Raw genomic sequence first — 21,610 nt, 5'->3', positions numbered from 1 at the left:
GTTGCCGAGAGCGTTTTTTCAGGGTTCTTGTTCAGCGCGACGCTGACGCCGACGATGCGGGAGCGAATGTGGCCTTGTGTAAACGCTGGCACAGCGCCCAAGACGCCTGCACGCGGCGTATTGCAGAAGCTGTATTTGTTGGCGGTTGCCGAGACTTTCGTGCCCTGCGGAACGGCCAGTCGCTGAGCTCTTCTCTAAAGTGAATGCCCCTGTCACTCAACAACCCAACAAGGGAACACGGAAGGGCGCCACACACACAGCCACTGAAATTCTGGAAGGCTGCTTGCCTCGCGGCAGGTTGTCGGTGCGAAAGCATCGATACGTATGCGAGGTATCAAAGGCGACGGCCGGGGTGCAGGAACACCCCGACCGTCTAACCAAATCGGTGCAACACCCTCTAAAGGACCGCACAAAAATGGCTACCAAGACTATAGCCCGGCCTCGCACGCCGGTAGCTTCCGAAGACAACGCCCAAGACCCGGCCGATCTTCTCGAAAAAACCCTCTCTCAACTCGAAGCGCTCCTGTGGGTCTGCCACGGGGAAGACATCGACTGGTGCGGCGGCAGCGGGCCTCGACAGCTGGACAACCTGCTGTGGCTTGCGGCTGAGCTGGCGCGCAAGGCGGCAGAACTGTTTCAGGCGAGTGAGAAGGCGCGGCGCGCAACGCCTGAGACCGGCAGTTAGCGGCCGGTCTGCGGGCCGCGGATTTCGCGGCCCGTCTGGAGAGCGGCGATTCGCCTGAACAGCAGCGCAAGGAACAACGGCGACAAGAACAGCACGGGCAAACCCTGACCGCCCCCCAACCCCGCACTTCGAGAATGCCCCGATCCATTCCGGAACAACGAAGAGGGGTTCGCACCACATGTCTCACGCCACGCTGTCTCGCCGCAGGTTCACGCTCGCCACCGCCGCCGCAAGCCTTGCCTTGCCTTCTTTCGCGCAGACCGCATGGCCCAGCAAGCCGATTCGCATCGTGGTGCCGTACACGCCGGGCGGGTTCACCGACCAGATGGCGCGGCTGGTGCAGATCGGCCTGCAGACGCGACTGGGCCAGCCCGTGCTGATCGACAACAAGCCCGGCGCCAACAGCCTCATCGGCGTCGATGCCATTGCCAAGGCGCCGCCCGACGGCACCACCTTCGGCGTCGTCATTGCCGCCTACGCGGCCAACACCACGCTGTACCCCAAGCTGCCCTACGACCCGCGCAAGGACCTCGCCGGCGTGTCGCTGATGGGCGTGTCGCCGCTGCTGGCCGCGGTGAACGTCGATGCGCCGTTCAAGACGGCGCGCGAGCTCATCGACTTCGCGCGCGCAAACCCCGGCAAGATCAGCTTCGGTTCCTCGGGCAACGGCTCGGCCGCGCACCTGACCACCGAGCTGTGGAAGTCGCTCACGCAGACCTACATGATCCACATCCCGTACCGCGGCGCCGTGCCCGCGCTCACCGACCTGATGGGCGGGCAGATCCAGCTGTTCTTCGACGCGCCCACCGGGCTCATCAACCAGGCCAAGGCCGGCAAGGTGCGGCTGATCGGCGTGGCGGGCGACAAGCGCCTGGCCGCCGCGCCCGACGTGCCCACCTTCATCGAGCAGGGCTTCGCGGGCTTCACCGGCAGCACCTGGGCGGGCATGCTGGCGCCGGCGGCCACGCCGCGCGACATCGTCAAGCGCATGTCCGAGGAAGTGGCGCGCATCGTCAAGAGCGACGACACCCGCGCCAAGCTCGACGCCATGGGCACCATTCCGGCGGGCAGCACGCCCGAGGAGTTCGACGCCTTCATCACGGCGGAGACGGCCAAGTGGGGCAAAGTCATCCGCACGGCCGGGGTCAAGGCGGAGTAGGGGCCGGCAAGCGCGCGGTGGCTGGCACGGCAGGTGCTTCGCCAAGTGCATGAAGCACTTCATCGTCGAAATCAGTTACCTCGTGCCGCTGGCGCGCATCCAGGAATCGGTGCCGGCGCACCGCGCCTACCTTCAACTCGGCTATGACGCCGGCCTGCTCCTGTGTTCCGGGCCCAAGGTGCCCGCGACCGGTGGCTTTCTGCTGGCCCGCGCCCCTTCGCTGGAGGCGCTGCAGGCCTTCTTCGCCGAAGACCCGTTCAGCACCGGCAGGCTCGCCAGCTTCACGTTCAACGAGTTCAACCCGGTCAAGCGCCAGGGCTGGGCCGAAGCCTGGTTCAGCGAACCCTGACATGTAAAGCCGGCCTCGGCGGCTCAAGATCCGGGCGGCGCTGCCGATAAGCAGAAGTACCTCACTCCCTGTTGTCTGCTGCCCTCCATGAAGCTCCGAACCCGAATCCTCCTTCTGTGCGCCGCCGCATTGCTCGGCATGGTCGTGCTGGCCTCCGTCTCGCTGTCAACGCTGCGGCAATCGATGATGAAGGAGCGCACGGCGCAGCTCTCCACGCTGGTGGTGCTGGCCAATGCCTCCCTCGAACGCCTGTACGAGCAGGAAAAATCGGGCGAACTCACGCGCGACCAGGCGCAGAAGGAAGCCAAGAAGCTCATCGGCAGCCTGCGCAAGGACGAGCTCTACTTCTTCGTGCGCGGCTACACCAACGACGTCAACTACGTGCACCCCAACCCCAAGCGCGTGGGCATCGTGGACGCCAAGGGCGGCAAGGAAGCCGGCGAGCGCTACCGCGCCGCGCTGGCGGGCCACACGGTTGCCACGCTCATCGCCTACGGCACCCGCCCGGGGGCCAAGGAAGAGGTGCAGAAGCTCTACGCCATCGTCAAGTTCGAGCCCTGGGACTGGATCGTCGGCTTCGGCGACTACATCGACGACATCGACACCGCCTTCTGGCGCAACACGGTGATCCTGCTGGGCATCGGCGGCGTGCTCATGGTGATCGTGGGCGGCATGGCCTGGGGCATGGCGCGCAACCTGTACCGCCAGCTCGGCGGCGAGCCCGACTACGCCTCCGAGGTAGTGCGCCGGATCGGCGCGGGCGACCTGGGCATCGAGGTGCGGCTGCGACCGGGCGACACCGCGAGCCTGCTGCACGCCATGCACCAGATGCAGCAAAGCCTGGCCGGCACCGTGTCGGAAATTCGCAGCTCCACCGACACCATCGCCACGGCCAGCGGGCAGATCGCCTCGGGCAACCTCGACCTGTCTTCACGCACCGAGGAACAGGCCAGCTCGCTGGAGCAGACCGCCGCGTCGATGGAAGAGCTCACGAGCACCGTGAAGCAGAACGCCGACAACGCGCGCCAGGCCAACCAGCTCGCGGTGTCGGCCTCCGAGGTCGCGGTGCGCGGTGGCAGCGTGGTCGGGCAGGTGGTGGACACCATGGGCTCGATCAATGCGTCGTCCAAGAAGATCGTGGACATCATCGGCGTGATCGACGGCATCGCGTTCCAGACCAACATCCTGGCGCTGAACGCCGCCGTGGAAGCAGCGCGCGCCGGGGAGCAGGGCCGCGGCTTTGCGGTGGTGGCGTCGGAAGTGCGCAACCTGGCGCAGCGCTCGGCGGGTGCGGCCAAGGAAATCAAGACGCTCATCGACGACTCGGTCGACAAGGTCGGCACGGGCAGCGACCAGGTGGCCGAGGCCGGCAAGACCATGCAGGAGATCGTGGCCAGCGTGCGCCGGGTGACCGACATCATGGGCGAGATCATGGCCGCGAGCCAGGAGCAGACCACCGGCATCGAGCAGATCAACCAGGCCATCAGCCAGATGGACCAGGCCACGCAGCAGAACGCCGCGCTGGTGGAGCAGGCCGCCGCGGCCGCCGGTTCGCTGCAGGAGCAGGCCGGCAGCCTGGTTCACGCGGTGAGCGTGTTCAAGGTCTGACGCGGCGCGCGGTCGACCCGGTTCACCTTGGCTTCAGGGCGCCAGCACCAGCACCTTGAACTGGCTGGGTACGATGCGCATGCCCACGATGTTGCTGCGGTTCTGCACCGTGAGGCTGGTCATGCGCGTGCACGGCGAGCCTTTCAGCAGCACGGTGAAGGCACCGGTGATGTGGCGCGACGGGCCCATCACCGTCTGCGACACCACGCCCATCAGCACGCCTGCGTTGTCGCCGTTGGTGATGGGCGTGGTCGTCGCGAGGTTGTGCGCGGGCGTGCCGCCGTAGAGGATGTTCCAGGCATTGGGAATGGCGGTGGGCCCCAGCGCGAAGTTGGGGTAGGGGATGGGCACGGCCGGCGGTGTCTTGCAGACATCGGGGAACGCGAGGTCCATGCCCATCATCTGGGAATTGGCAAACATGGCGGGGCTTTCTTGCGGGTTGAATCAACCCATGTGGATCTGTTCGGCGTCCACCTTGACCAGTTCCTTGCTGGTCACCAGGGTGTTGTTCGCATGCAGGCGCAGGGTGCCCGAGGCCTGCATGTCGATCTGCCCCGCGCGCACCTGCTCGACGTCTTCGGTCAGCCGGAAGCTGGAGCGGGTGAGCAGGTGCAGCCGGTCGAGCACCACCTCGCAGGCACGGCCCACGAAACGCGACACCAGCACGCTGAAGCGCACCTCCGCGCCCTGGTAGTCCAGCGACGCGACATGGCACTGGCCGCGCTCGGCGTTCAGCTGCCATTCGGGCGCGCGGGTGGCAACGGCCGTGTCCGATTGCAGCTCGAGCGCTCCGGCGCTGCGCACCGCGACGGCGCCGTGCCGCGACGCCAGCGTCAGGTCGCCGTTCACAGCGAGCACCGCCTGCCGTGCGTCGGCCTGGGCCACGACGGCGATGAGGTAGAGCTCGTTTTCGTTTTCGTTTTCGCTGTCGCCGGGGCCCGCGACCATGACCGTGTCCCCCGGCGCGGGCACCAGCAGGCAGCTGGCCGCGCGCAGGCAAGCCAGCGCGCGGCTGTCGCCCGCGACAACCACCTCGTGCCTGTCGTCCGAATGGCTGGCCACGACCTTGGCCATGGAAATGCCGGAGGGGGGCGCACTTTGCCGCTTTGCGGGCGGGGCCTTGCGAAGAAGCGGTGCCAGTTCGCTTTCAGCCACTGGCGCGGCGTGCGGGGCGGCGGAAATCGATCGGCCAGTCTGCATCGTCATGCGGGGTCCTTCGGTTCGGAGGGAAAACGTTCGACCGGTGGCCTGCGGCCCTGCGCATCGCGGTCGAGCCGGGCGGCGCGCGTGGGGCGCTGCGCGGCGATGCGTTCGGCCTCGTGCAGATGCGGGTCGTTGTCGAGCACGCCGAGCCGGTCGCTCCAGCGCGCGCCGGCCTGGTCGGCGCGGTGCAGCTGGGTGCGTTGGAACAGGGCTTTCTCGAAATTGGCACCGCGCAGGTCGGCGTAGGAGAAGTCGGCGTAGTTCAGGCGTGTGCGAGAAAAGTCGGCGTCCTGGCAATGCGCGCGTTGGAACACGCCTTGCACCAGGCTGGCGCCGGAGAAGTCGGCATGGCCCAGCTGTGCGTCGATCCACAGCGTGTGGTCGAGCAGCGCGCCGCGCAGGTCGGCCCGGCGCAGGTCCGCCTCGGGGAACAGCGACTGCGGTGCCTGCGCGCGGGCCATGCGGGCGCCGGCCAGCGTGGCGCCCTTGAAGTTGCATTGCGTGAGCTGCGCGTCTTCGAACACGCAGTCCGACAGGCGCGCATCGGTGAACTGGCACAGCGCGAACGACTGGCCTGCGAACGACTGGCCGCGCAGGTCGGCCTCGGAGAACACGACGTTGTGAAAGTGCGCGCCCTGGAAGCCGACCTCGCGCAAGTCGGAGCGGAAGAACACCGCGCTGGTGAGCGCCGCGTCGCGCAGGTCTGCATCGCCCATGTGGTTGTCGTTGAAGATCGTCTGCTTCAGCGTGGCGCGCTCGAACACGGCGCCCTGCAGCTCGCAGTTCTGGAATGCGGCGTTCGCGAGCAGCGTGTCGGCGCAACGTGCGCCGCGCAGGTCGCACTCCGCGACCACCGCGCCCGTCCAGTGGCTGGCGTCCGCGTCCACCTCGCGCAGGCTGCAGCGCAGGAAGGTCGCGCCGTCGAGCCGGCCCGCGCCCAGCGCCGCACCGTCGAAGGTGCAGCGGTCGAACACCGCGTCGTTCAGTTGGCTGCCCGCAAGGCCCGCGCGCGTGAAACGGCAGTCGCTGAACATGCCGCCCGACAGGTCCAGCCCGTGCAGCGCCATGCCGCTGAAGTCTTCTGCATCCATGCGCTCGCCGTTGCGGACCTTGGCTGCAAGCTCCTGCGGACTCATCGCTTCGGTGCCGCGGCCAAGGCCGGCACGGTCTTGGTCTGCGCGATGTAGGCGCCCCGGGTTTCGGTGATGCCGTCGATGCGGATCTGCGACATGTCGGCGCGAAACAGGTTGGCCTCGCGCAGGTCGGTGCCGGCCAGCAGGGCCTTGTTGAAGTTGGCGGTCATCAGGTTGGCGCCCCGCAGCGAGGCGCGGCTGAGGTCGCTGCGGATGAACAGGCTTTCGGGCGCCTGCACGTCGGCGAGGTCGGCCGCGCTCAGGTCGCAGGAAGACAGGTCGCAGGTGTCGAGCGTGGCCCGGGCCAGGCGCACGCCTTGCATCGGCATGGCGCGCAGGCTGCATTGCACCAGCGTGGCTGCCTCGAAATTGACTTCGCGCAGGCTGGTGCGGCCCGCGAAGCAGGTGGTGTGCAGCAGGGCGCCCGCGAACACGATGCCGTCGTCGCACACGGTGTGGGTCCAGGCGCAGGCTTCGAGCGAGGCGCCTGTGAAATCGAGCCGTGCCACGCTGCAGGAAAGAAACCCCACCTTCACTAGCCGGGCGCGGCGGAAGCTGCATTGCGCCAGCGCGGTGTCCGACAGGAAGCCGGCGTAGGCGATGTCCGCCTCGTCGAAGCTGCAACCGGTGATCTGCGACTGCAGCACATGCACGTGGTGCAGCCGCGCGCCCGTGAAGTTGCACTGCGCGAACTTCACCTGTTCCAGCTTCGTGCCTTCCATCTGCGCGCCCGAGAAGTCGGCGCGCTCGCAGTCGATGCCCGCCAGGTTGGTCTGGTGCAGCACCGCTCCCCGGAGGCTGGCATCGGTCAACTGGGCCCGCACCAGCACCGCGTCGCTGAAGTCGGCACCGTCGCACACGGCATGCCGCAGGTCGGCGCTTTCGAGCAGGGCGCGGCGAAAGCAGGCGCCGCGCAGGTCCATGCCGGCAAGGTCCGCGCCGGTCAGGTCCGTGTCGGTCAAGTCGCGGCTGCCTTGCAGCGTGGCCGAGACCTGGGCGCGCAGCGCGGCCAGGCGTTCCGCCAGCAGCGGGTCGATGCGGGCCTGGTGCTGTGCCGAGCCGCGGTACAGCGCCATCAGCCCGCGCTCGCCGGCCTCGGTCATCTGGCGCATGGCCTCGACCTGCTTCGGTGGCGCCGGCGCGGTGCCCGTGGCGGCGGCGATGCCGGTGAAGCCGCGCAGCACCGACGCACCGTCCACGCGCGGCGGGCCCTTGAGCTCGGTGCGGTCGTGTTCGCGCACCAGCTTGCCGGTGTCGAAGCCGACCTTCATCGACTCCTTGGCATTGGCGTCGGCCTCGCGCTGCAGGCGCTGGCGCTCGACCGCGCCCTGTTCGCGCTGCGCGCGGGCGTAGGCATCGGCCTGTTCCACGAACTCGGGCAGCTCGCGCAGCGTGGGCATGCGCCTGAAGGGCTCCGGCAGCGGGCGTTCCCTGAAATGGCGGGCCTTGTGGCCGGCTTCCAGCGCCATCTGCTTGAGCTCTTCGCGGGCCTGCGTGCCGCGCTCGCGCATGTTGCGCACCAGCGCCGACTCGGCGGTCTCGGGCTGGTCGAGCCAGGGGCCGATGGCATCCTGCGGCACCAGTTCGTCGTCGCGGAACATGTAGAGCGCCCCCTTGTCGGGGTCGCAGCGCTGGCGCAGCACGGTGGCGTAGTGCGCCAGGCCGCGCGGCGCATCGGCGGCTTCGAGCGCGGGCATCACGTGCGTGATGTCCGAGGCATCGTCTTCCTCGATGCGCGTTTCGCCGTGGAAGATCAGCGCCACGCGGTCCAGGTGCGGGAAGAACCAGGCCGTGGTCAGCCGCTGCGCGATTTCTTCCGCCTGCTCAGGCGCATGCCGCCGCACGACGAAGGCGAGGGCGCGCCAGCGCGGCAGCCGGCCCTGCTGAATGGGCTGCGCGGGGTGCATGTTCCAGACCGCATAGGGCGTGCCCGGTGCAATCTCCGCCGAGTCGGCCAGGTGCTGGTCGGTGGGCGCGGCATTGAACAGCCGCCAGTCCATGTCCTCGGCAAACCCGGGAAACAGATGGGCCCGCCAGTGCTCGTCGTACTGCCTGCCGATCAGGCGCATGCGCCGCGGCCAGGCGATGTCGATGGGGCCGAAGCCGGCCGGCTCGGGCTGGTCGCCGGGGCGGTGCACCTGCGCAGCCGGGTTCTCGATGTTGGGCAGGCGCTGCACCGCCTGGCCGTTGACCTGCTCGAGCGCATGGCCGCGGCCCAGCGGGTTGTCGGCGAAGTCGGGGCCGCCATAGGCGCGGGTCCAGTCCATGCGCATCGCCTCGAACGGCTGCGGCTCGGTGGCGCGCCCGCCGAGCCAGTAGCGGTCGCCGAAGACGGCCAGGTCCTTGCACAGGCCGCCCAACTGCACGCGCACGGCGCACCGCGTCTTTTCGGGCTGGTGCGCGGTGTAGGCGAAGCCGGTGGCGAGCACCTCGGCGCGTGCCTTCGGCAGCCCCAGGTCGATGGCGGTGGCGGCGCCCAGCTCGTCGGACAGCGTCTTCCAGAACGCGGGCTCGGGCGTCAGCACCGGCGCGCCGCCCATCGACACCATGCACAGTGTGGTGACGGCCAGGCGCTGTTCGCCCTGGCGCAGGAACGGCCGCGTGGTGATGCTCAGGCGCAGCGGCTTGACGGTCTTCATCGATGCTCAGGGCGCACGCGGAATTTCCAGCGGCGTGCGCTCGCGGTCGATGGCGACCGATGCAGGATCTTGCGGGTCATGGCGCAGTTGAACGCGCTTGCCCGGCGCCTGGAAGCTGGGGACCAGCGCGTCTTCGATGAAGGTACGGATCGACGCGGTGCGGGGCGCGCCGGTGCCGTCCGTGTAGTCGACGTCGAGCACCACGGCGCACACGGTCTGCCCGCGCGAGCCGCCGCGCGTCATGTTGCCCGGGTGCATGCGAAAGTTGCGCACCGTGCCTTCGACGGGCCGGCCCGACTGCGCGAGCACGGCCCACCGCTTTTGTTCGGCGCTGTACAGCCTGTTCTCGCGGCGCATGTGGCCGACCGCGCCGATGCTCGCCACGATGACGCCGGTCATCACGACCGCGAAGAAGATCCACAGAAGCGTTTCCCACTCAGGCATGCCGTCCTTCACATCACGATGTGCATGGCCTGCGCATAGGTTGCCAGGCCATCCATGTAGAAACGCAGCGCCGCCCGCGCCACCGAGGTGGCCTGGGTGGTGATGTCGATGCCCTTGTTCGCGATCTTGAAGGTGATGAAGTCCACCTTCAGCACCGCGTACTGCGAGTTGACGCCGTAGAACTGCTGGCGCACGCCCCAGAAGTCCAGCGACAGGCCCACCGCCCCGAAGCGGAATCCCGCGCCGCCGGCCCGCGCCAGGCGCCAGTCGCTGCTCTTGGCGTAGTTGTTGGTGTAGCTGACGGAGTTGTTGGTGTAGTTGTTCGTCAGGTTGTTGTAGGTGTTCGACGTCGTGTTGTAGACGTTGGTGTTGATGACGTGCTGCGTCGTGTTGTGGATGTGGTTGGTGGTGTTGAAGGTCACGTCCGGCGAGGTGTGCACGGTGGGGCCGGTGACGGTGGTGGTCGAGGGGCCGTTCACCAGCACGGTGTTCGAGGTGTCGATGGTGTCCTCGCGGCCCGCGCTCACGTAGCGTATTTCCTGCCCGTCGATGGTGCCGCGGTAGCCGCCCGTGATGGCGGAGTTGACACCGCCCGTGATGGTGTCCTTCAGCCCGCCGCTGAGCACGCGGGTCTTGCCGCCCGCAATGTTCTGGTTCACCCCGCCGGTCACGGTCTCGGTGAAGCCGCCGGTCACGCTGCGCGTGTCGCCGCCGGTGATGGTTTCCTTGGCGCCGGCGGTGATGTCGCGGGTTTCGCCGCTCTGGTAGGTGGCCGACTCGTGGCCCTTGACGAGGGTGGTGCGGGTGCCGTCGGTGGTGTGCGTCTCGTCTGCCTCGACCTCCACGTCGAGGTTGCGCTCGGCGTGCAGCAGGATCTGCTCGGCGCCCGCGCGGTCCTCGAAGCGCAGCATGTTGGCCTGGTTGGCCGCGCCGCCGCTGCTGGAGCGCGTGAGGATGCCGCTGGCCGTGGCGTTGGCGGGCAGCTCCCAGGGCGGCATCTGGTCGCTGTTGTAGACGCGTCCGGTGATGATGGGGCGGTCGGGCGCGCCGCCGATGAAATCGACGATCACCTCCTGGCCCACGCGCGGCATGTGCATGGTGCCGAAGTTGGCGCCGGCCCAGTTGCTCGACACGCGCACCCAGCACGAGCTGTTCTCGTCCGACTGGCCGTAGCGGTCCCAGCGGAACTGCAGCTTCACACGGCCGAAGCGGTCGGTCCAGATGTCTTGCGGGCCCACCACGGTGGCGGTCTGCGGGCCGTTGGTGCGCGGGCGCGGCGTGGTGCGCGCGGGGCGGTAGGTCACGCTCGAGGGCAGCACGGTGAAGTCGAACGCGCACACCGATTCGCTGCTGCCGCCCGAGGAGTACTCGGGCTCGCGCAGGTCGTAGCGGGTTTCGGTGACCAGGTACTCGCGGTTGTCCGACTCGCGCGGGCAGTGCGTCATCTCGAACAGATAGCCCGGCGCCATGCCGAGCACGTTGGTGTGGCCGGCGGCCAGCTCGTGCGCGCACTGCAGCTCCTGCAGGCGGATGCGTGCGTAGGCGTCGCCCTGCTGGTGCTCGCTGTAGCCGCCCAGCCATTCGTAGACCTCGTAGCTCGAATGCTCGTGCGGCTTCGGGTCTTGCTGCACGCTTTGCAGCGAGGCGCGCGACTTCTTGAAGTCGAAGTCGTCGAGCATCACGCGGCCCGAGGTGATCTGCTCGGTCGCGCGCCATTGGTCGATGCAGGGCTCCAGCGCGTTGAGGACGCGGTCGCGCGGGCGGTACGGAATGCTGGCGTGGCGGGGCAGGGGCGTGTAGCTGCCGGTGTCGTCGGCCAGCACCAGCAGGTGCGTGCCGTCGCCGTGCTCGAAGTGGTAGGCAATGCCTTCCTGCTCCATGAGGCGACTCACGAAGGCGAAGTCGCTCTCCTGGTACTGCACGCAGTATTCGCAGGCGGCGTAGCTGCCGGTGAGGCGCTTCTCGAACTGGAAGCCGTATTTGCCCAGCACCTCGTCGAGCACCTCGGGCACGCTCTTGTTCTGGAAGATGCGGCAGTCGCTGGTGCGCGTGAGGTACCACAGCCACGGCTGCACCAGTGCGCGGTAGATGTAGTGGCGGCCGGTTTCGTTGGCGCGGCCCACCAGTTCGAAGCGCACCACGGTGCCGTTGAGAAAGCGCGGACCGGCTTCGTCGGCCAGCTCCATGGTGAGCGAGGTGCCGAGCAGCTGCTTCAGGTCGAGGCTGAAGCTGGTGCTGACCATGTCCACCTCGAACTCGAAGAGTTGCGAGAGTCCTTCGCGTCCCCGCATGGCGCGGAACTTGAGCTGCTCGGCGCTCAGGACGGTATGGACTTGGACGGTACGCGGCATTCGGAATTTCCCCTGACCCTTTTGGGCTTTCGCGGGAGCGAAGCCTTTCATGTCAGTCTAGAAATCCCTCATGTCATCGGCATGACTCGGCAAGCGTAGAAGAAGCGCTTACATGGCGCCCGCAAGGGCCTCACATCGAGGCTTGGAGCATGGCCGTGTAGTCGTCGCGCGAGGCGAGCCGCGGGTTGGTCTTGTGGCAGTGGTCGGCCATGGCGCCGTCGATGATCTTCTCGAACATCGCGGGCGTCACGCCCACTTCGGCCAGGCCCTTGGGCAGTCCGAGCCGCGCGTTCATGTCGCGGATGGCATCGCCCAGGTCGCCCGCCGAATCGAGGTGCATGGCCTGCGCCATGCGTTGCAGGCGTTGCTCCTTCTGCACCGACTCGGCACCCGCGTTGAAGTGGATCACCGCGGGCAGGAAGAGGGCATTGAGCGTGCCGTGGTGCAGGCGAGGATCGACCCCGCCCAGGCTGTGGCTCAGCGAATGCACGCAGCCCAGGCCCTTCTGGAAGGCCATGGCGCCCTGCATCGAGGCGCTCATGAGGTTCAGGCGCGCCTCGCGGTCGCTGCCGTCCTTCGTCGCGCGTTCGATGTGGCCCCAGGCGCGCTCCAGGCCGTCCAGGCCGATGCCGTCCGCTGGCGGGTTGAATGCAGCCGACATGAAGGTTTCCATGCAGTGCGCAATGGCGTCCATGCCGGTGGCGGCCGTGAGCCTGGGCGGCAGTCCCAGCGTGAGCTCGGGGTCGCAGATGGCGGCCTTGGGCATGAGGAACCAGCTGTGAAAGCCGAGCTTGCGGTGGTCGTCCACGATGACGATGGCGCCGCGCGCCACCTCGCTGCCGGTGCCGCTGGTGGTGGGCACCGCAATGAGCGGCACCGCGCGCTCGGTGATCCTGGGCGAGCCGCCTTCGATGGTGGCGTAGGTCTTGAGCGGGCCTTCGTGCGTGGCCGCGATGGCCACGCCCTTGGCGCAGTCGATGGCCGAGCCGCCGCCCACCGCGATGAGGCCGTCGCAGCGACCGCTGCGGTACAGCTCGACGGCTGCGCGCACGGCGGCTTCGGTCGGGTTGGAGGGCGTCTGGTCGAACACCGACACCTCGAGATCGGCGATGGCGTCCAGCGCCTTCTGCAGCACGCCGGCCGCGCGCACGCCGGCATCGGTCACGATCAGCGGGCGGTTGATGCCGATGCGGGCGCACTCGCTGGACAGCAGCTTGATGGCGCCGAATTCGAACTGGATCTGGGTGAGGTATTGGATGAGGGCCATGGGTGTGGGAATGCTCCGGGCAGTACGATTGCCGACCAGCCAAATCTAACAAGAGCGAACCGTCTTGCACACGAAAGAAACCCTTGCCGCTGTCTCCCCCGGAACACCACAGGCTTCACGACTCACGCCGAAGATGGCGAGCGTGGTCGAGCGCATGGCGCGCGCCGGCCACCCGCCGCTCGACCAGCTGACGCCCGAGGAGGCCAAGGCCTCGTACGAGAAGGGCGCGGGCGTGCTGGAGGTGCCCAAGCCCGAGCTGGCGCGCATCGAGGACTTCCATATTGCGGCGCGCGACGGCTTCGCGATGCCGGCTCGGCTGTATGCACCATCGACCGATGTGCGGCCCGTGCTGGTGTACTTTCATGGCGGCGGCTTCACGGTCGGCAACATCCGCACGCACGACACGCTGTGCCGCGTGCTGAGCCACAAGAGCGGTTGCGCGGTGGTGTCGGTGGACTACCGGCTGGCGCCGGCGCACAAGTTCCCGACCGCGTCGAACGACGCGTGGGACGCCTTCCAGTTCATCGCCAAAGAAGGCGCGAGCCTGGGCCTCGACCCGGCAAGGCTGGCGGTCGGCGGCGACAGCGCGGGTGGCACGCTCGCGGCGGTGTGCGCCATTCTTGCGCGCGACGCCGGCCTGCCGCTGGCGCTGCAGATGCTGATCTACCCGGGCACCACCGCGCACCAGGACACCGCCTCGCACGCGCGCCATGCCGAGGGCCCGCTGCTCACGAAGGCCATGATCGATTTCTTCTTCGCGCAGTACGTTCGCACGCGCGCCGACCGCGACGACTGGCGCTTTGCGCCGCTGCTGGCCGACGACGTCGACGGCGTGGCGCCGGCTTGGATTGCGCTGGCCGAATGCGACCCGGTGGTCGACGAAGGCATTGCCTATGCCGACAAGCTGCGCGCCGCAGGCGTGCCGGTCGACCTGGAGATCTACCGCGGCGTGATCCACGAGTTCATCAAGATGGGCCGGGCGATTCCCGAGGCGCTGCAGGCGCAGGACGATGCGGCCCGGGCGCTGCGCGAGGCCTTGCAGCCTTGAGCGCGGTTGCTGCGCCCGAACCAAGCCCGCCTTTCCACAATATCCAAGACCTTTCCGGAGACAAAGAATGCAACGCAGCGATTTCCGCTTTTTCCACCGCCTGCGCGTGCGCTGGGCCGAAGTCGACATGCAGAAGATCGTGTTCAACGCGCACTACCTCATGTACTTCGACACCGCCATCTCGGACTACTGGCGCGCGCTCGCACTGCCTTACGAAGAGGCGATGCAGTCGCTGGGCGGCGACCTGTACGTGCGCAAGGCGACCATCGACTTCCGTGGCTCTGCGCGCATGGACGACATGCTCGACGTGGGGATGCGCTGCACGCGCATCGGCACGTCGTCGATGGTGTTCGAGGGCGGACTGTTCCGCCAGGACCAGTTCCTGGTCGGCTGCGAGTTGGTCTATGTGTTCGCCGACCCGGCCACGCAGACCTCGAAGCCTGTGCCGCAGGTGCTGCGCGACGTTCTCACCGGCTATGAAGCCGGCGAGCCGATGCGCACCGTGGAAACCGGCGGCTGGGACGCGCTGGGCGAAGGCGCGGGCGCACTGCGCCGCGCCGTGTTCATCGAGGAGCAGAACATTCCCGAGTCGCTGGAGTGGGACGAGAACGACCCCGTGGTGCTGCACGCAGTGGCGCGCAACCGGCTGGGCCAGGTCATTGCCACGGGCCGGCTGCTGCACGCGGAAGACGGCGTGTCGCACATCGGTCGCATGGCGGTGCATCGCAACCTGCGCAGCGGCGGACATGGCGCGGCCGTGGTGCGGGTGCTCGAAGAGGCCGCGCAGGCACGCGGCGACCGCGAGGTGGCGCTGAACGCGCAACGCAGCGCCGAGCGCTTCTATGCGCGGCTCGGCTATGCGGTGCACGGCGAAGGCTTCGAGGAAGCCGGCATACCGCACATCGAGATGCGTCGCGCCTTGCGCTGAGCTTCAGTAGCGCGGCGGCGGGTCGGGCACGTAGCCCGCGTCGGAACCCGGGAACGCCGACGGGCCCGCCGGACGCGGCCAGCGCGGTGGAGGCGGCATCGGGATCACGCCCGCGGCCACGAGGTTCTCGCGGCTGTCGTAGCGGATGCGCACCACCTCGTCGGGCGACGACTGCGCGCGCTCGAAGGTGGTCTTGCCGACGTAGGAGGTTTCTCGGCGGCCGTGCGCGGTGCCCAGGCTCGGGCTGGGCGCTGGCTGGCGGGCCATGCTGCCGGCGGGGGCCTCGGCGGCAGCGGCGCTGTCGGCCGGCGCTGCCTTTGCACGCGCATCGCCCATCGACGACGACTCGCTGCGCCGTTCGAGGTCGCCGTAACCGTCGCGCTGCGGATAGGGCGTGACGACGGGCGGTGCAGGTTCCGGCATGCGCTCGCGGAACATCGCAACGCCGATCACGCCCACGTCGTCGGGGCGGCCGGTGCGGCTGGCGTAGGAGTTGCCGGCCGCGGCGAACTCGAAGGCCGAAATCTGCGAATCGCTCTTGCGCCAGCCGGTGATGTCGCTGCGTTCGCGCGGGCCGTACACGTAGCCGTTTTGCCCGACGCCCGCGGTTTCGCCGGTGACGACGTTCACGCCGTCCACCGACATCACGGCCATGATGCGTTCGCCCATCACATTGCGCGCCCGGATGGCATAGCGCGCGCCGGGGCGCCCGGCCACCCAGTAGTCGCCGCGGTGGCGGTAGATGGGCAGCTCGGCGCCGGTGCCGCGGTCGACCACGCTGATCTGCATGAGCGAGCCGATGCGCCCCGAGGGCTGGCTCTGCGCCCAGGCTGGGAGGCACGAGGCCGCGGCCAGTGCGCCCAAGGTGCCCAGGGCCAGGGCGGTGGAAAAGAATCTGCGCTGCATGGTGTCTTCCTTGCCGGGAGTGGATCGATGCAGGCTTCTACGGCGCAGCATCGGCGGCGGGGTTAAAACGGCACGCAAAAAAATGGCGCTATCAGTTCGATAGCGCCATATGCCCGACTGACGGGCGTGTCCGGGGAGGTGGCCTCAGATGTCTTCGAGCAGGGCGTAGGGCAGCGGCTCGAGCGTGAGCGCCGGGCCGTGCGCCGAGCCGGCATGCAGGCCGCCGGCTTCGAGGGCCGAGATCTGCATCGAGATGAGGGCGGCCCAGCCACCGCCGGGCGCGGAGGCCGCCTGCGCCACGGTGCCCACGGGCTGCTCGGCGTCGCTGGCGGCAAACACGTCCTGGCCGGCGGCCAGGGGCGCATCGGCCTGAACGAGGTAGGTGCGGCGCTTCAGCGTGCCGCGGAACTGGCTGCGCGCCACCACTTCCTGGCCGGGGTAGCAGCCCTTCTTGAAGTTGACGCCGCCCACCGATTCGTAGTTGATCATCTGCGGCACGAAGGCCTCGATGACCGGCGCGGTCAGCGTGACGATGCCGCTGCGCACCTCGCTCCATTGCCACAGCTCGGCGTCGAGCGGAGCGCCCACGGGGGCCGCATGGCCGACCGGCGCGATCCACAGGGCGCGAGGGACGCGGTCGGCCGGGTACAGCGAGACCACGCTCACGTCGTCTCCCACGGCGGTGCGCTTGCCGGGCAGGGCGGCGGCGTCGAGGCCGTTGGCGGTCAGCGCGGTGCCGGCCAGGCCGTAGAGCGAAAACTGCTCGGTGGCGTCGGTCAGCTTGACCTTGGCGCGCAGCACGAACATCGACAGGCGCTTGAGCGTGGCGGCCAGGATGTCGCGGCTGCACACCAGCAGAACCAGTTCAGGTTGCGGCTTGATGCCGATGAAACTTGCGATCACACGGCCCTTGGCGGTGCACAGCGCGGCCAGGCGCGCGTCGGCGCCGCCGAGCAGCGAGAAGTCCTGCGTGAGCTGGCCGTGCAGGAAGCTGGCGGCGTCGGGGCCCTCTGCACGGATCACGCCGAGCTGGCCCGAGGCGGCCGATGGGCTGGACAGGGAGAGGGCGGTGACGCCATTGAGAACGACTGTGGTCATCGCTGAATTATCATGGCCGGGCCTGTTCCTTCCGGACGGCAGGGACTCCCGCTCCGCGGCCCGCCGGGCCACGCTCTTTCTTCCGTCTTCCCCACATCGGATCCGTGCGCAGCTTCTTCCTCACGCTCTTCCTGCTCGCCGCCCTGGTCGCTCTTGCGCTCGGCGGCGCCGGTCTCTGGTGGGTGCACCAGCCGCTCAAGCTGCCGGCGCCCAGCGTCGACCTGTCCGTGGAACCCGGCACCACGCCGCGCGGCATCGCGCAGGCGGTGGCCGACACGGGTGTCGACGTGCAGCCGCAGCTGCTCTACCTGTGGTTCCGTGTGTCGGGCCAGGACCGCCAGATGCGTGCCGGCAGCTACGAGCTGGAGCGCGGCGTCACCCCCAAGCTGCTGCTCAACGTGCTGGTGCGCGGCGAGGAAGCCACGCGCAGCCTGGTGCTGGTCGAGGGCTGGAACTTCCGCCAGGTGCGCGCCGCGCTCGCCAAGGCCGATCAGCTCAAGCCCGAGAGCGTGGGGCTGACCGACGAGGCGCTCATGACCAAGCTCGGCAAGCCGGGCGTGCACCCGGAAGGGCGCTTTTTTCCGGACACCTACACCTACTCGAAGGGCTCGACCGACGTCGCCCTGCTGCAGCGCGCGATGCGCGCCATGGACAAGAAGCTCGAAGCCGCCTGGGCTGCACGCGCCTCCGACCTGCCGCTGAAATCGGCCGATGAGGCGCTGGTTTTGGCCAGCATTGTCGAAAAGGAGACAGGCAAGGCCAATGACCGCGCGCAAATTGCCTCGGTCTTCACCAACCGCCTGCGCATCGGCATGCCGCTGCAGACCGACCCGACGGTGATCTACGGCATGGGCGCCGGCTTCGACGGCAACCTGCGCAAGAAAGACCTGCAGACCGACACGCCCTGGAACACCTACACGCGCGGCGGCCTGCCGCCCACGCCGATCTCGATGCCCGGCAAGGCGGCGCTGCTGGCGGCCGTGCAGCCGGCGCAAGGCAAATCGCTGTATTTCGTTTCCCGCGGCGACGGCACCAGCCAGTTCAGCAGCTCGCTCGACGACCACAACCGCGCGGTCAACCGCTACCAGCGCGGCGGCGGCGATTCCAAACCCAAGGCCACGCAATGAGTGACAACGGTCCCGGCCTTTTCCTGACGCTGGAAGGCATCGACGGCGCGGGCAAGTCCAGCCACCTTGACGCGCTGGAAGCGCTGTTCAGGGCGCAGGGCCGTGCGGTCGTGCGCACGCGCGAACCCGGCGGCACGCCGCTGGCCGAAACGCTGCGCGGCCTGATCCTCGAGCAACCGATGGACCCGCTGACCGAGTCGCTGCTGGTGTTCGCCGCGCGGCGCGACCACGTCGTGCAGGTCATCGAGCCGGCGCTGCTGCGCGGCGATGTGGTGCTGTGCGACCGGTTCACCGATGCCACCTTCGCCTACCAGGGCGCGGGGCGCGGTTTCGACGAGCGCGTGCTGTCGACGCTGGAGCAATGGGTGCAGGCGGGCAGGGCGGGGCAATCAGCCGCGGCGCTGCTGCAGCCGCACATCACGCTGTGGTTCGACCTGGCGCCGCAGATTGCCGCGCAACGGCTGGCCGGCGCGCGCGTGCCCGACAAGTTCGAGGCCCAGCCGGTCGAGTTCTTCAGCCGTGTCGCGCAGGGTTATGCCGATCGCGCGGCGGCCGATGCGCAACGCTTCGTGCGCATCGACGCCAGCCAGGCGCGTGACCAGGTCTGGCAGCAGGTGGAAACGGCGCTGCTGGCGCGCGGCGTGCTGGGAGGGCCTGCCCGATGAGCCCCCCCCCGTTGTCCCCCTGGCTGCGCCGCCCGCTCACCGAATTGCTGCGCCAGCGCGGCCATGCGTGGCTGCTGCAAGGCCCTTCGGGCATCGGACAGTACGAGCTGGCGCTGGCGCTGGCTTCCGCCTGGCTGTGCGAACAACCCACGCCCGAGGGCACCGCCTGCGGCCATTGCGCCAGCTGCCACGCCATCGAGGTGCGCACGCACGCCGACCTGTGCGTGCTGATGCCCGAGGTCGCCATGCAGGAACTCGCATGGCCGCTCGACGAAAAGGCGCAATCCGACATCGACGACAAGAAGCGCAAGGCCAGCCGCGAGATCCGCGTCGAGGCGATGCGCGACGCGGTCGGCTTCGCCCAGCGCACCAGCGCGCGCGGGCGCGGCAAGGTGGTGCTGGTGTATCCGGCCGAGCGCATGAACAACATCACTGCCAACGCGCTGCTGAAGACGCTGGAGGAGCCGGTCGGCGACGTGCGCTTCGTGCTGGCCAGCGAAGCCGCGTGGCAGCTGCTGCCGACCATTCGCAGCCGCTGCCTGGGCTTCACGCTGCCGTGGCCCGAGACCGCCGAGGCCGAGGCGTGGCTCGCCGCGCAGGACGTGCCTGCCGCCGATGCCGCCGCGCTGCTGCGCGCCGCCGGCGGCCGGCCGAGCGATGCGCTGCGGCTCGCGCGGTCGGGCCAGTCGCCCAAGGCGTGGTCCTTGCTTCCGAAAGCCATGACGCGCGGCGACGTGGGGGCACTGTCCGATCACGCACCGGCGCAGGCGGTCGGTGCGCTGCAAAAGCTCTGCCATGACCTGATGGCGGTCGGCAACGGTGCCGAACCCCGGTTTTTCGAGGCGGCCGACCTGCCGGCCGCGCCGTCGCGGCTGGCGCTGGCGCGCTGGTCGAAGTCGCTGGCGGGTGCCGCAAGGACCGCCGAACACCCCTTCAATGCGGGCCTGATGCTGGAAGCGCTTGTGAGCGAAGCGCGAACCACCCTAAACTCTGCCGCTCGCCGCCCATGAACCAACCTGTTGCCCCCGCAGCCCTCGCAGCGTCGCCCGCCCGGCCGAGCGTGATTCAGCTCGCCATCAAGGAAAAGGGCGCGCTCTATGCGGCGTACATCCCTTTGTTCGCGGAGGGCGGCATCTTCATTCCGACCTCGCGCGAATACCGGCTCGGCGACGATGTCTACGTGCTGCTCACGCTGCCCGAAGACCCGCAGCGCTACCCGGTGGCCGGCAAGGTCGCCTGGATCACGCCGCAGCGCGCGGCCGGCAACCGGGCGCCGGGCGTGGGCATCCGCTTTCCGTCGGACGAGAAATCGCGCCAGCTGAAGGCGCGCATCGAGGCCGCGCTCGGCGGCTCGATGGCCTCCGACCGCCCGACACAAACCATTTGAGCGTCCCGCCGTCCTTGGGACGCGGAACTCTGTACACGGCGCCATCTCCCACAGGAGCGAGCGTCGCAGCTCGCCATTTCCGATGTTCACAGACTCCCACTGCCACCTCACGTTTCCCGAGTTCGCGGACCAGATGCCGCAGATCCGCGCTGCCATGGCCGCCGCGCAGGTCGAGCGGGCGCTCTGCATCTGCACCAAGCTCGAGGAATTCGACGACGTGCAGGCGCTGGCCGCCAGCTATGACAACTTCTGGGCCAGCGTGGGCGTGCATCCCGACAACGAGGACATCGCCGAGCCCACCGTCGAAGACCTGGTGCGGCTCGCGGCCCGGCCCCGCGTGGTGGCCATCGGCGAAACCGGCCTCGACTATTACCAGATGGAAGAACGCAAGGGCGGGCGCAGCATTTCCGACATGGAGTGGCAGCGCGACCGGTTCCGCGTGCACATTCGCGCTGCCCAGCAAACGCGCAAGCCGCTGATCATCCACACGCGGGAGGCCTCGGCGGACACGCTGGCGATTTTGAAAGAGGAGGGCGAGGACGCCTCTTCCGGCGCGGCGGGCGGTGTGTTCCATTGCTTCACCGAAACCGCCGAGGTGGCGCGTGCCGCGCTTGACCTGGGTTTCTATATTTCGTTTTCCGGCATCCTGACCTTCAAGAAGGCCCAGGATCTGCGCGACGTGGCCGCTTTCGTGCCGCTGGATCGCATGCTGATCGAGACAGACAGCCCCTACCTGGCGCCCGTGCCGCACCGCGGAAAGACCAACAATCCGTCGTACGTGCCTTTCGTGGCGCAACAGATCGCCGAGCTCAGAAAGATGCCCGTCGAAGCCATAGCCAAGGCCACGAGCGACAACTTCGAAACCTTGTTCAGGGACGTAAAGTCATGAAAAACTACTTTAAGAATTCAATCTATCTTCTTGTTGTTGCTACATCTTTTGCCGCGCATGCAGGTTCGTTCGAAGATTTCTTCCGGGCCGTGCGCGGCGACAACGGCAGCGGTGTGCGCACCCTGCTGCAGCGCGGTTTCGACCCCAACACGCTCGACGAGCATGGCCAGACGGGCCTGATGATCGCGCTGCGCGAGCCGTCGCCCAAGGTCATTCAGGTGTTGGTCGAGTCGCCGCAGACGAACGTGGACCTGCCCAACGCCAAGGGCGAAACGCCACTGATGCTGGCTGCCATCAAGGGCCAGCAGGACCTGGTCACGCAGTTGCTCAAGCGCGATGCGGCCGTCAACAAGACCGGCTGGACGCCGCTGCATTACGCGGCCACCAGCGGGCAACTGACCATCATGAAGGTGCTGCTCGACAACTACGCCTTCATCGACGCGCAGTCGCCCAACGGCACCACGCCGCTGATGATGGCGGCAATGTACGGATCGGGCGAAGCCGTGAAGCTGCTGCTGGCCGAGGGTGCGGACACCACGATGAAGAACCAGTTGGGCATGACGGCGGTCGATTTCGCGAACAAGGCGGGCCGTGCGGAAGCTGCGTCGTTGATCGCGGCGGCGGCCACGGCGAGGGCCAACGCGCCCAAGGCGGTGCCGAAGGATGGGAAATGGTGAGGCCTGCGGGGATCTTCCGAACCGCCATGTAATGCACACAATGTGCA

General features: G+C 68.4%; 21 protein-coding genes. 12 read left to right on the top strand and 9 right to left on the bottom strand.

Translation table 11 applies throughout. The features are described from left to right. Positions 1-415 precede the first annotated feature (415 nt). The 4 genes from ACSFBM_RS25725 (at position 416) to ACSFBM_RS25710 (ending at position 3,801) form a co-directional block, all read left to right on the top strand. Positions 416-685, top strand: coding sequence for a hypothetical protein (locus tag ACSFBM_RS25725; RefSeq protein WP_435486934.1), 270 nt, complete (start codon positions 416-418; stop codon positions 683-685). A gap of 178 nt (positions 686-863) precedes the next feature. Then, the gene (locus ACSFBM_RS25720) at positions 864-1,844 is read left to right on the top strand and encodes a tripartite tricarboxylate transporter substrate binding protein (protein WP_435486933.1); all 981 of its coding nucleotides are present in this window, start codon (positions 864-866) and stop codon (positions 1,842-1,844) included. 49 nt (positions 1,845-1,893) lie between these two features. After that, positions 1,894-2,193: a YciI family protein gene (locus ACSFBM_RS25715; protein ID WP_435486932.1), complete on the top strand. Its 300-nt coding sequence runs from the start codon at positions 1,894-1,896 to the stop codon at positions 2,191-2,193. Positions 2,194-2,280: 87 nt separating this feature from the next. After that, positions 2,281-3,801 carry a methyl-accepting chemotaxis protein gene (locus tag ACSFBM_RS25710; RefSeq protein WP_435486931.1) on the top strand — a complete coding sequence of 507 codons (1,521 nt, stop codon included), beginning with the start codon at positions 2,281-2,283 and terminating at the stop codon, positions 3,799-3,801. Between the two features lie 33 nt (positions 3,802-3,834). On the opposite strand, the gene ACSFBM_RS25705 is transcribed toward ACSFBM_RS25710, so the two are convergent. From ACSFBM_RS25705 to ACSFBM_RS25675, 7 genes are all read right to left on the bottom strand, one after another. After that, a complete protein-coding gene (locus ACSFBM_RS25705; protein WP_435440216.1) occupies positions 3,835-4,221 on the bottom strand; it encodes a DUF4150 domain-containing protein in 387 nt (128 codons plus the stop codon). A gap of 24 nt (positions 4,222-4,245) precedes the next feature. Next, positions 4,246-4,875 (bottom strand): DUF3540 domain-containing protein, encoded by a 630-nt coding sequence (locus ACSFBM_RS25700; RefSeq protein ID WP_435486930.1) that lies wholly within the window; start codon positions 4,873-4,875, stop codon positions 4,246-4,248. A gap of 128 nt (positions 4,876-5,003) precedes the next feature. Beyond that, positions 5,004-6,140, bottom strand: coding sequence for a pentapeptide repeat-containing protein (locus ACSFBM_RS25695; RefSeq protein WP_435486929.1), 1,137 nt, complete (start codon positions 6,138-6,140; stop codon positions 5,004-5,006). Continuing rightward, a complete protein-coding gene (locus ACSFBM_RS25690) occupies positions 6,137-8,776 on the bottom strand; it encodes a DUF2169 family type VI secretion system accessory protein (RefSeq protein ID WP_435486928.1) in 2,640 nt (879 codons plus the stop codon). The genes ACSFBM_RS25695 and ACSFBM_RS25690 overlap by 4 nt, the downstream gene beginning before the upstream one ends. A gap of 6 nt (positions 8,777-8,782) precedes the next feature. Beyond that, on the bottom strand, positions 8,783-9,220 hold the full coding sequence (locus ACSFBM_RS25685; RefSeq protein WP_435486927.1) for a hypothetical protein: 438 nt from the start codon (positions 9,218-9,220) through the stop codon (positions 8,783-8,785). Positions 9,221-9,228: 8 nt separating this feature from the next. Continuing rightward, entirely contained in the window at positions 9,229-11,571 is a 2,343-nt protein-coding gene (locus ACSFBM_RS25680; protein WP_435486926.1) for a type VI secretion system Vgr family protein, read from the bottom strand. Between the two features lie 130 nt (positions 11,572-11,701). Beyond that, positions 11,702-12,838 carry an iron-containing alcohol dehydrogenase gene (locus tag ACSFBM_RS25675; RefSeq protein WP_435486925.1) on the bottom strand — a complete coding sequence of 379 codons (1,137 nt, stop codon included), beginning with the start codon at positions 12,836-12,838 and terminating at the stop codon, positions 11,702-11,704. 133 nt (positions 12,839-12,971) lie between these two features. Here ACSFBM_RS25675 and ACSFBM_RS25670 point away from each other — a divergent pair, with 133 nt between their 5' ends. Together ACSFBM_RS25670 and ACSFBM_RS25665 are read left to right on the top strand one after the other, a co-directional pair. Next, positions 12,972-13,886, top strand: coding sequence for an alpha/beta hydrolase (locus ACSFBM_RS25670; protein WP_435487094.1), 915 nt, complete (start codon positions 12,972-12,974; stop codon positions 13,884-13,886). 67 nt (positions 13,887-13,953) lie between these two features. Beyond that, positions 13,954-14,814, top strand: coding sequence for a YbgC/FadM family acyl-CoA thioesterase (locus ACSFBM_RS25665; protein ID WP_435486924.1), 861 nt, complete (start codon positions 13,954-13,956; stop codon positions 14,812-14,814). Between the two features lie 3 nt (positions 14,815-14,817). On the opposite strand, the gene ACSFBM_RS25660 is transcribed toward ACSFBM_RS25665, so the two are convergent. Next, entirely contained in the window at positions 14,818-15,720 is a 903-nt protein-coding gene (locus tag ACSFBM_RS25660) for a hypothetical protein (protein ID WP_435486923.1), read from the bottom strand. A 144-nt stretch (positions 15,721-15,864) separates the two neighbouring features. Continuing rightward, on the bottom strand, positions 15,865-16,818 hold the full coding sequence (ygfZ, locus tag ACSFBM_RS25655) for a CAF17-like 4Fe-4S cluster assembly/insertion protein YgfZ (RefSeq protein ID WP_435486922.1): 954 nt from the start codon (positions 16,816-16,818) through the stop codon (positions 15,865-15,867). A gap of 104 nt (positions 16,819-16,922) precedes the next feature. Here ygfZ and mltG point away from each other — a divergent pair, with 104 nt between their 5' ends. From mltG to ACSFBM_RS25625, 6 genes are all read left to right on the top strand, one after another. Then, positions 16,923-17,945 (top strand): endolytic transglycosylase MltG, encoded by a 1,023-nt coding sequence (gene mltG / locus ACSFBM_RS25650; RefSeq protein ID WP_435486921.1) that lies wholly within the window; start codon positions 16,923-16,925, stop codon positions 17,943-17,945. After that, positions 17,942-18,610, top strand: a complete 669-nt coding sequence (gene tmk, locus ACSFBM_RS25645; RefSeq protein ID WP_435486920.1) for a dTMP kinase — start codon at positions 17,942-17,944, stop codon at positions 18,608-18,610. Before mltG ends, tmk begins: the two co-directional genes overlap by 4 nt. Next, the gene (locus ACSFBM_RS25640) at positions 18,607-19,620 is read left to right on the top strand and encodes a DNA polymerase III subunit delta' (protein ID WP_435486919.1); all 1,014 of its coding nucleotides are present in this window, start codon (positions 18,607-18,609) and stop codon (positions 19,618-19,620) included. Before tmk ends, ACSFBM_RS25640 begins: the two co-directional genes overlap by 4 nt. Beyond that, positions 19,617-19,997 (top strand): PilZ domain-containing protein, encoded by a 381-nt coding sequence (locus tag ACSFBM_RS25635; RefSeq protein WP_435486918.1) that lies wholly within the window; start codon positions 19,617-19,619, stop codon positions 19,995-19,997. Before ACSFBM_RS25640 ends, ACSFBM_RS25635 begins: the two co-directional genes overlap by 4 nt. Positions 19,998-20,079: 82 nt before the next feature. Then, positions 20,080-20,886: a TatD family hydrolase gene (locus ACSFBM_RS25630; RefSeq protein ID WP_435486917.1), complete on the top strand. Its 807-nt coding sequence runs from the start codon at positions 20,080-20,082 to the stop codon at positions 20,884-20,886. Next, on the top strand, positions 20,883-21,563 hold the full coding sequence (locus ACSFBM_RS25625; protein ID WP_435486916.1) for an ankyrin repeat domain-containing protein: 681 nt from the start codon (positions 20,883-20,885) through the stop codon (positions 21,561-21,563). Before ACSFBM_RS25630 ends, ACSFBM_RS25625 begins: the two co-directional genes overlap by 4 nt. Positions 21,564-21,610 lie beyond the last annotated feature (47 nt).

The organism is Variovorax pasteuri, from assembly GCF_051216435.1.
Classification (GTDB): Bacteria; Pseudomonadota; Gammaproteobacteria; order Burkholderiales; family Burkholderiaceae_C; genus Variovorax.
This window is presented reverse-complemented; position numbering and strand designations above follow the sequence as displayed.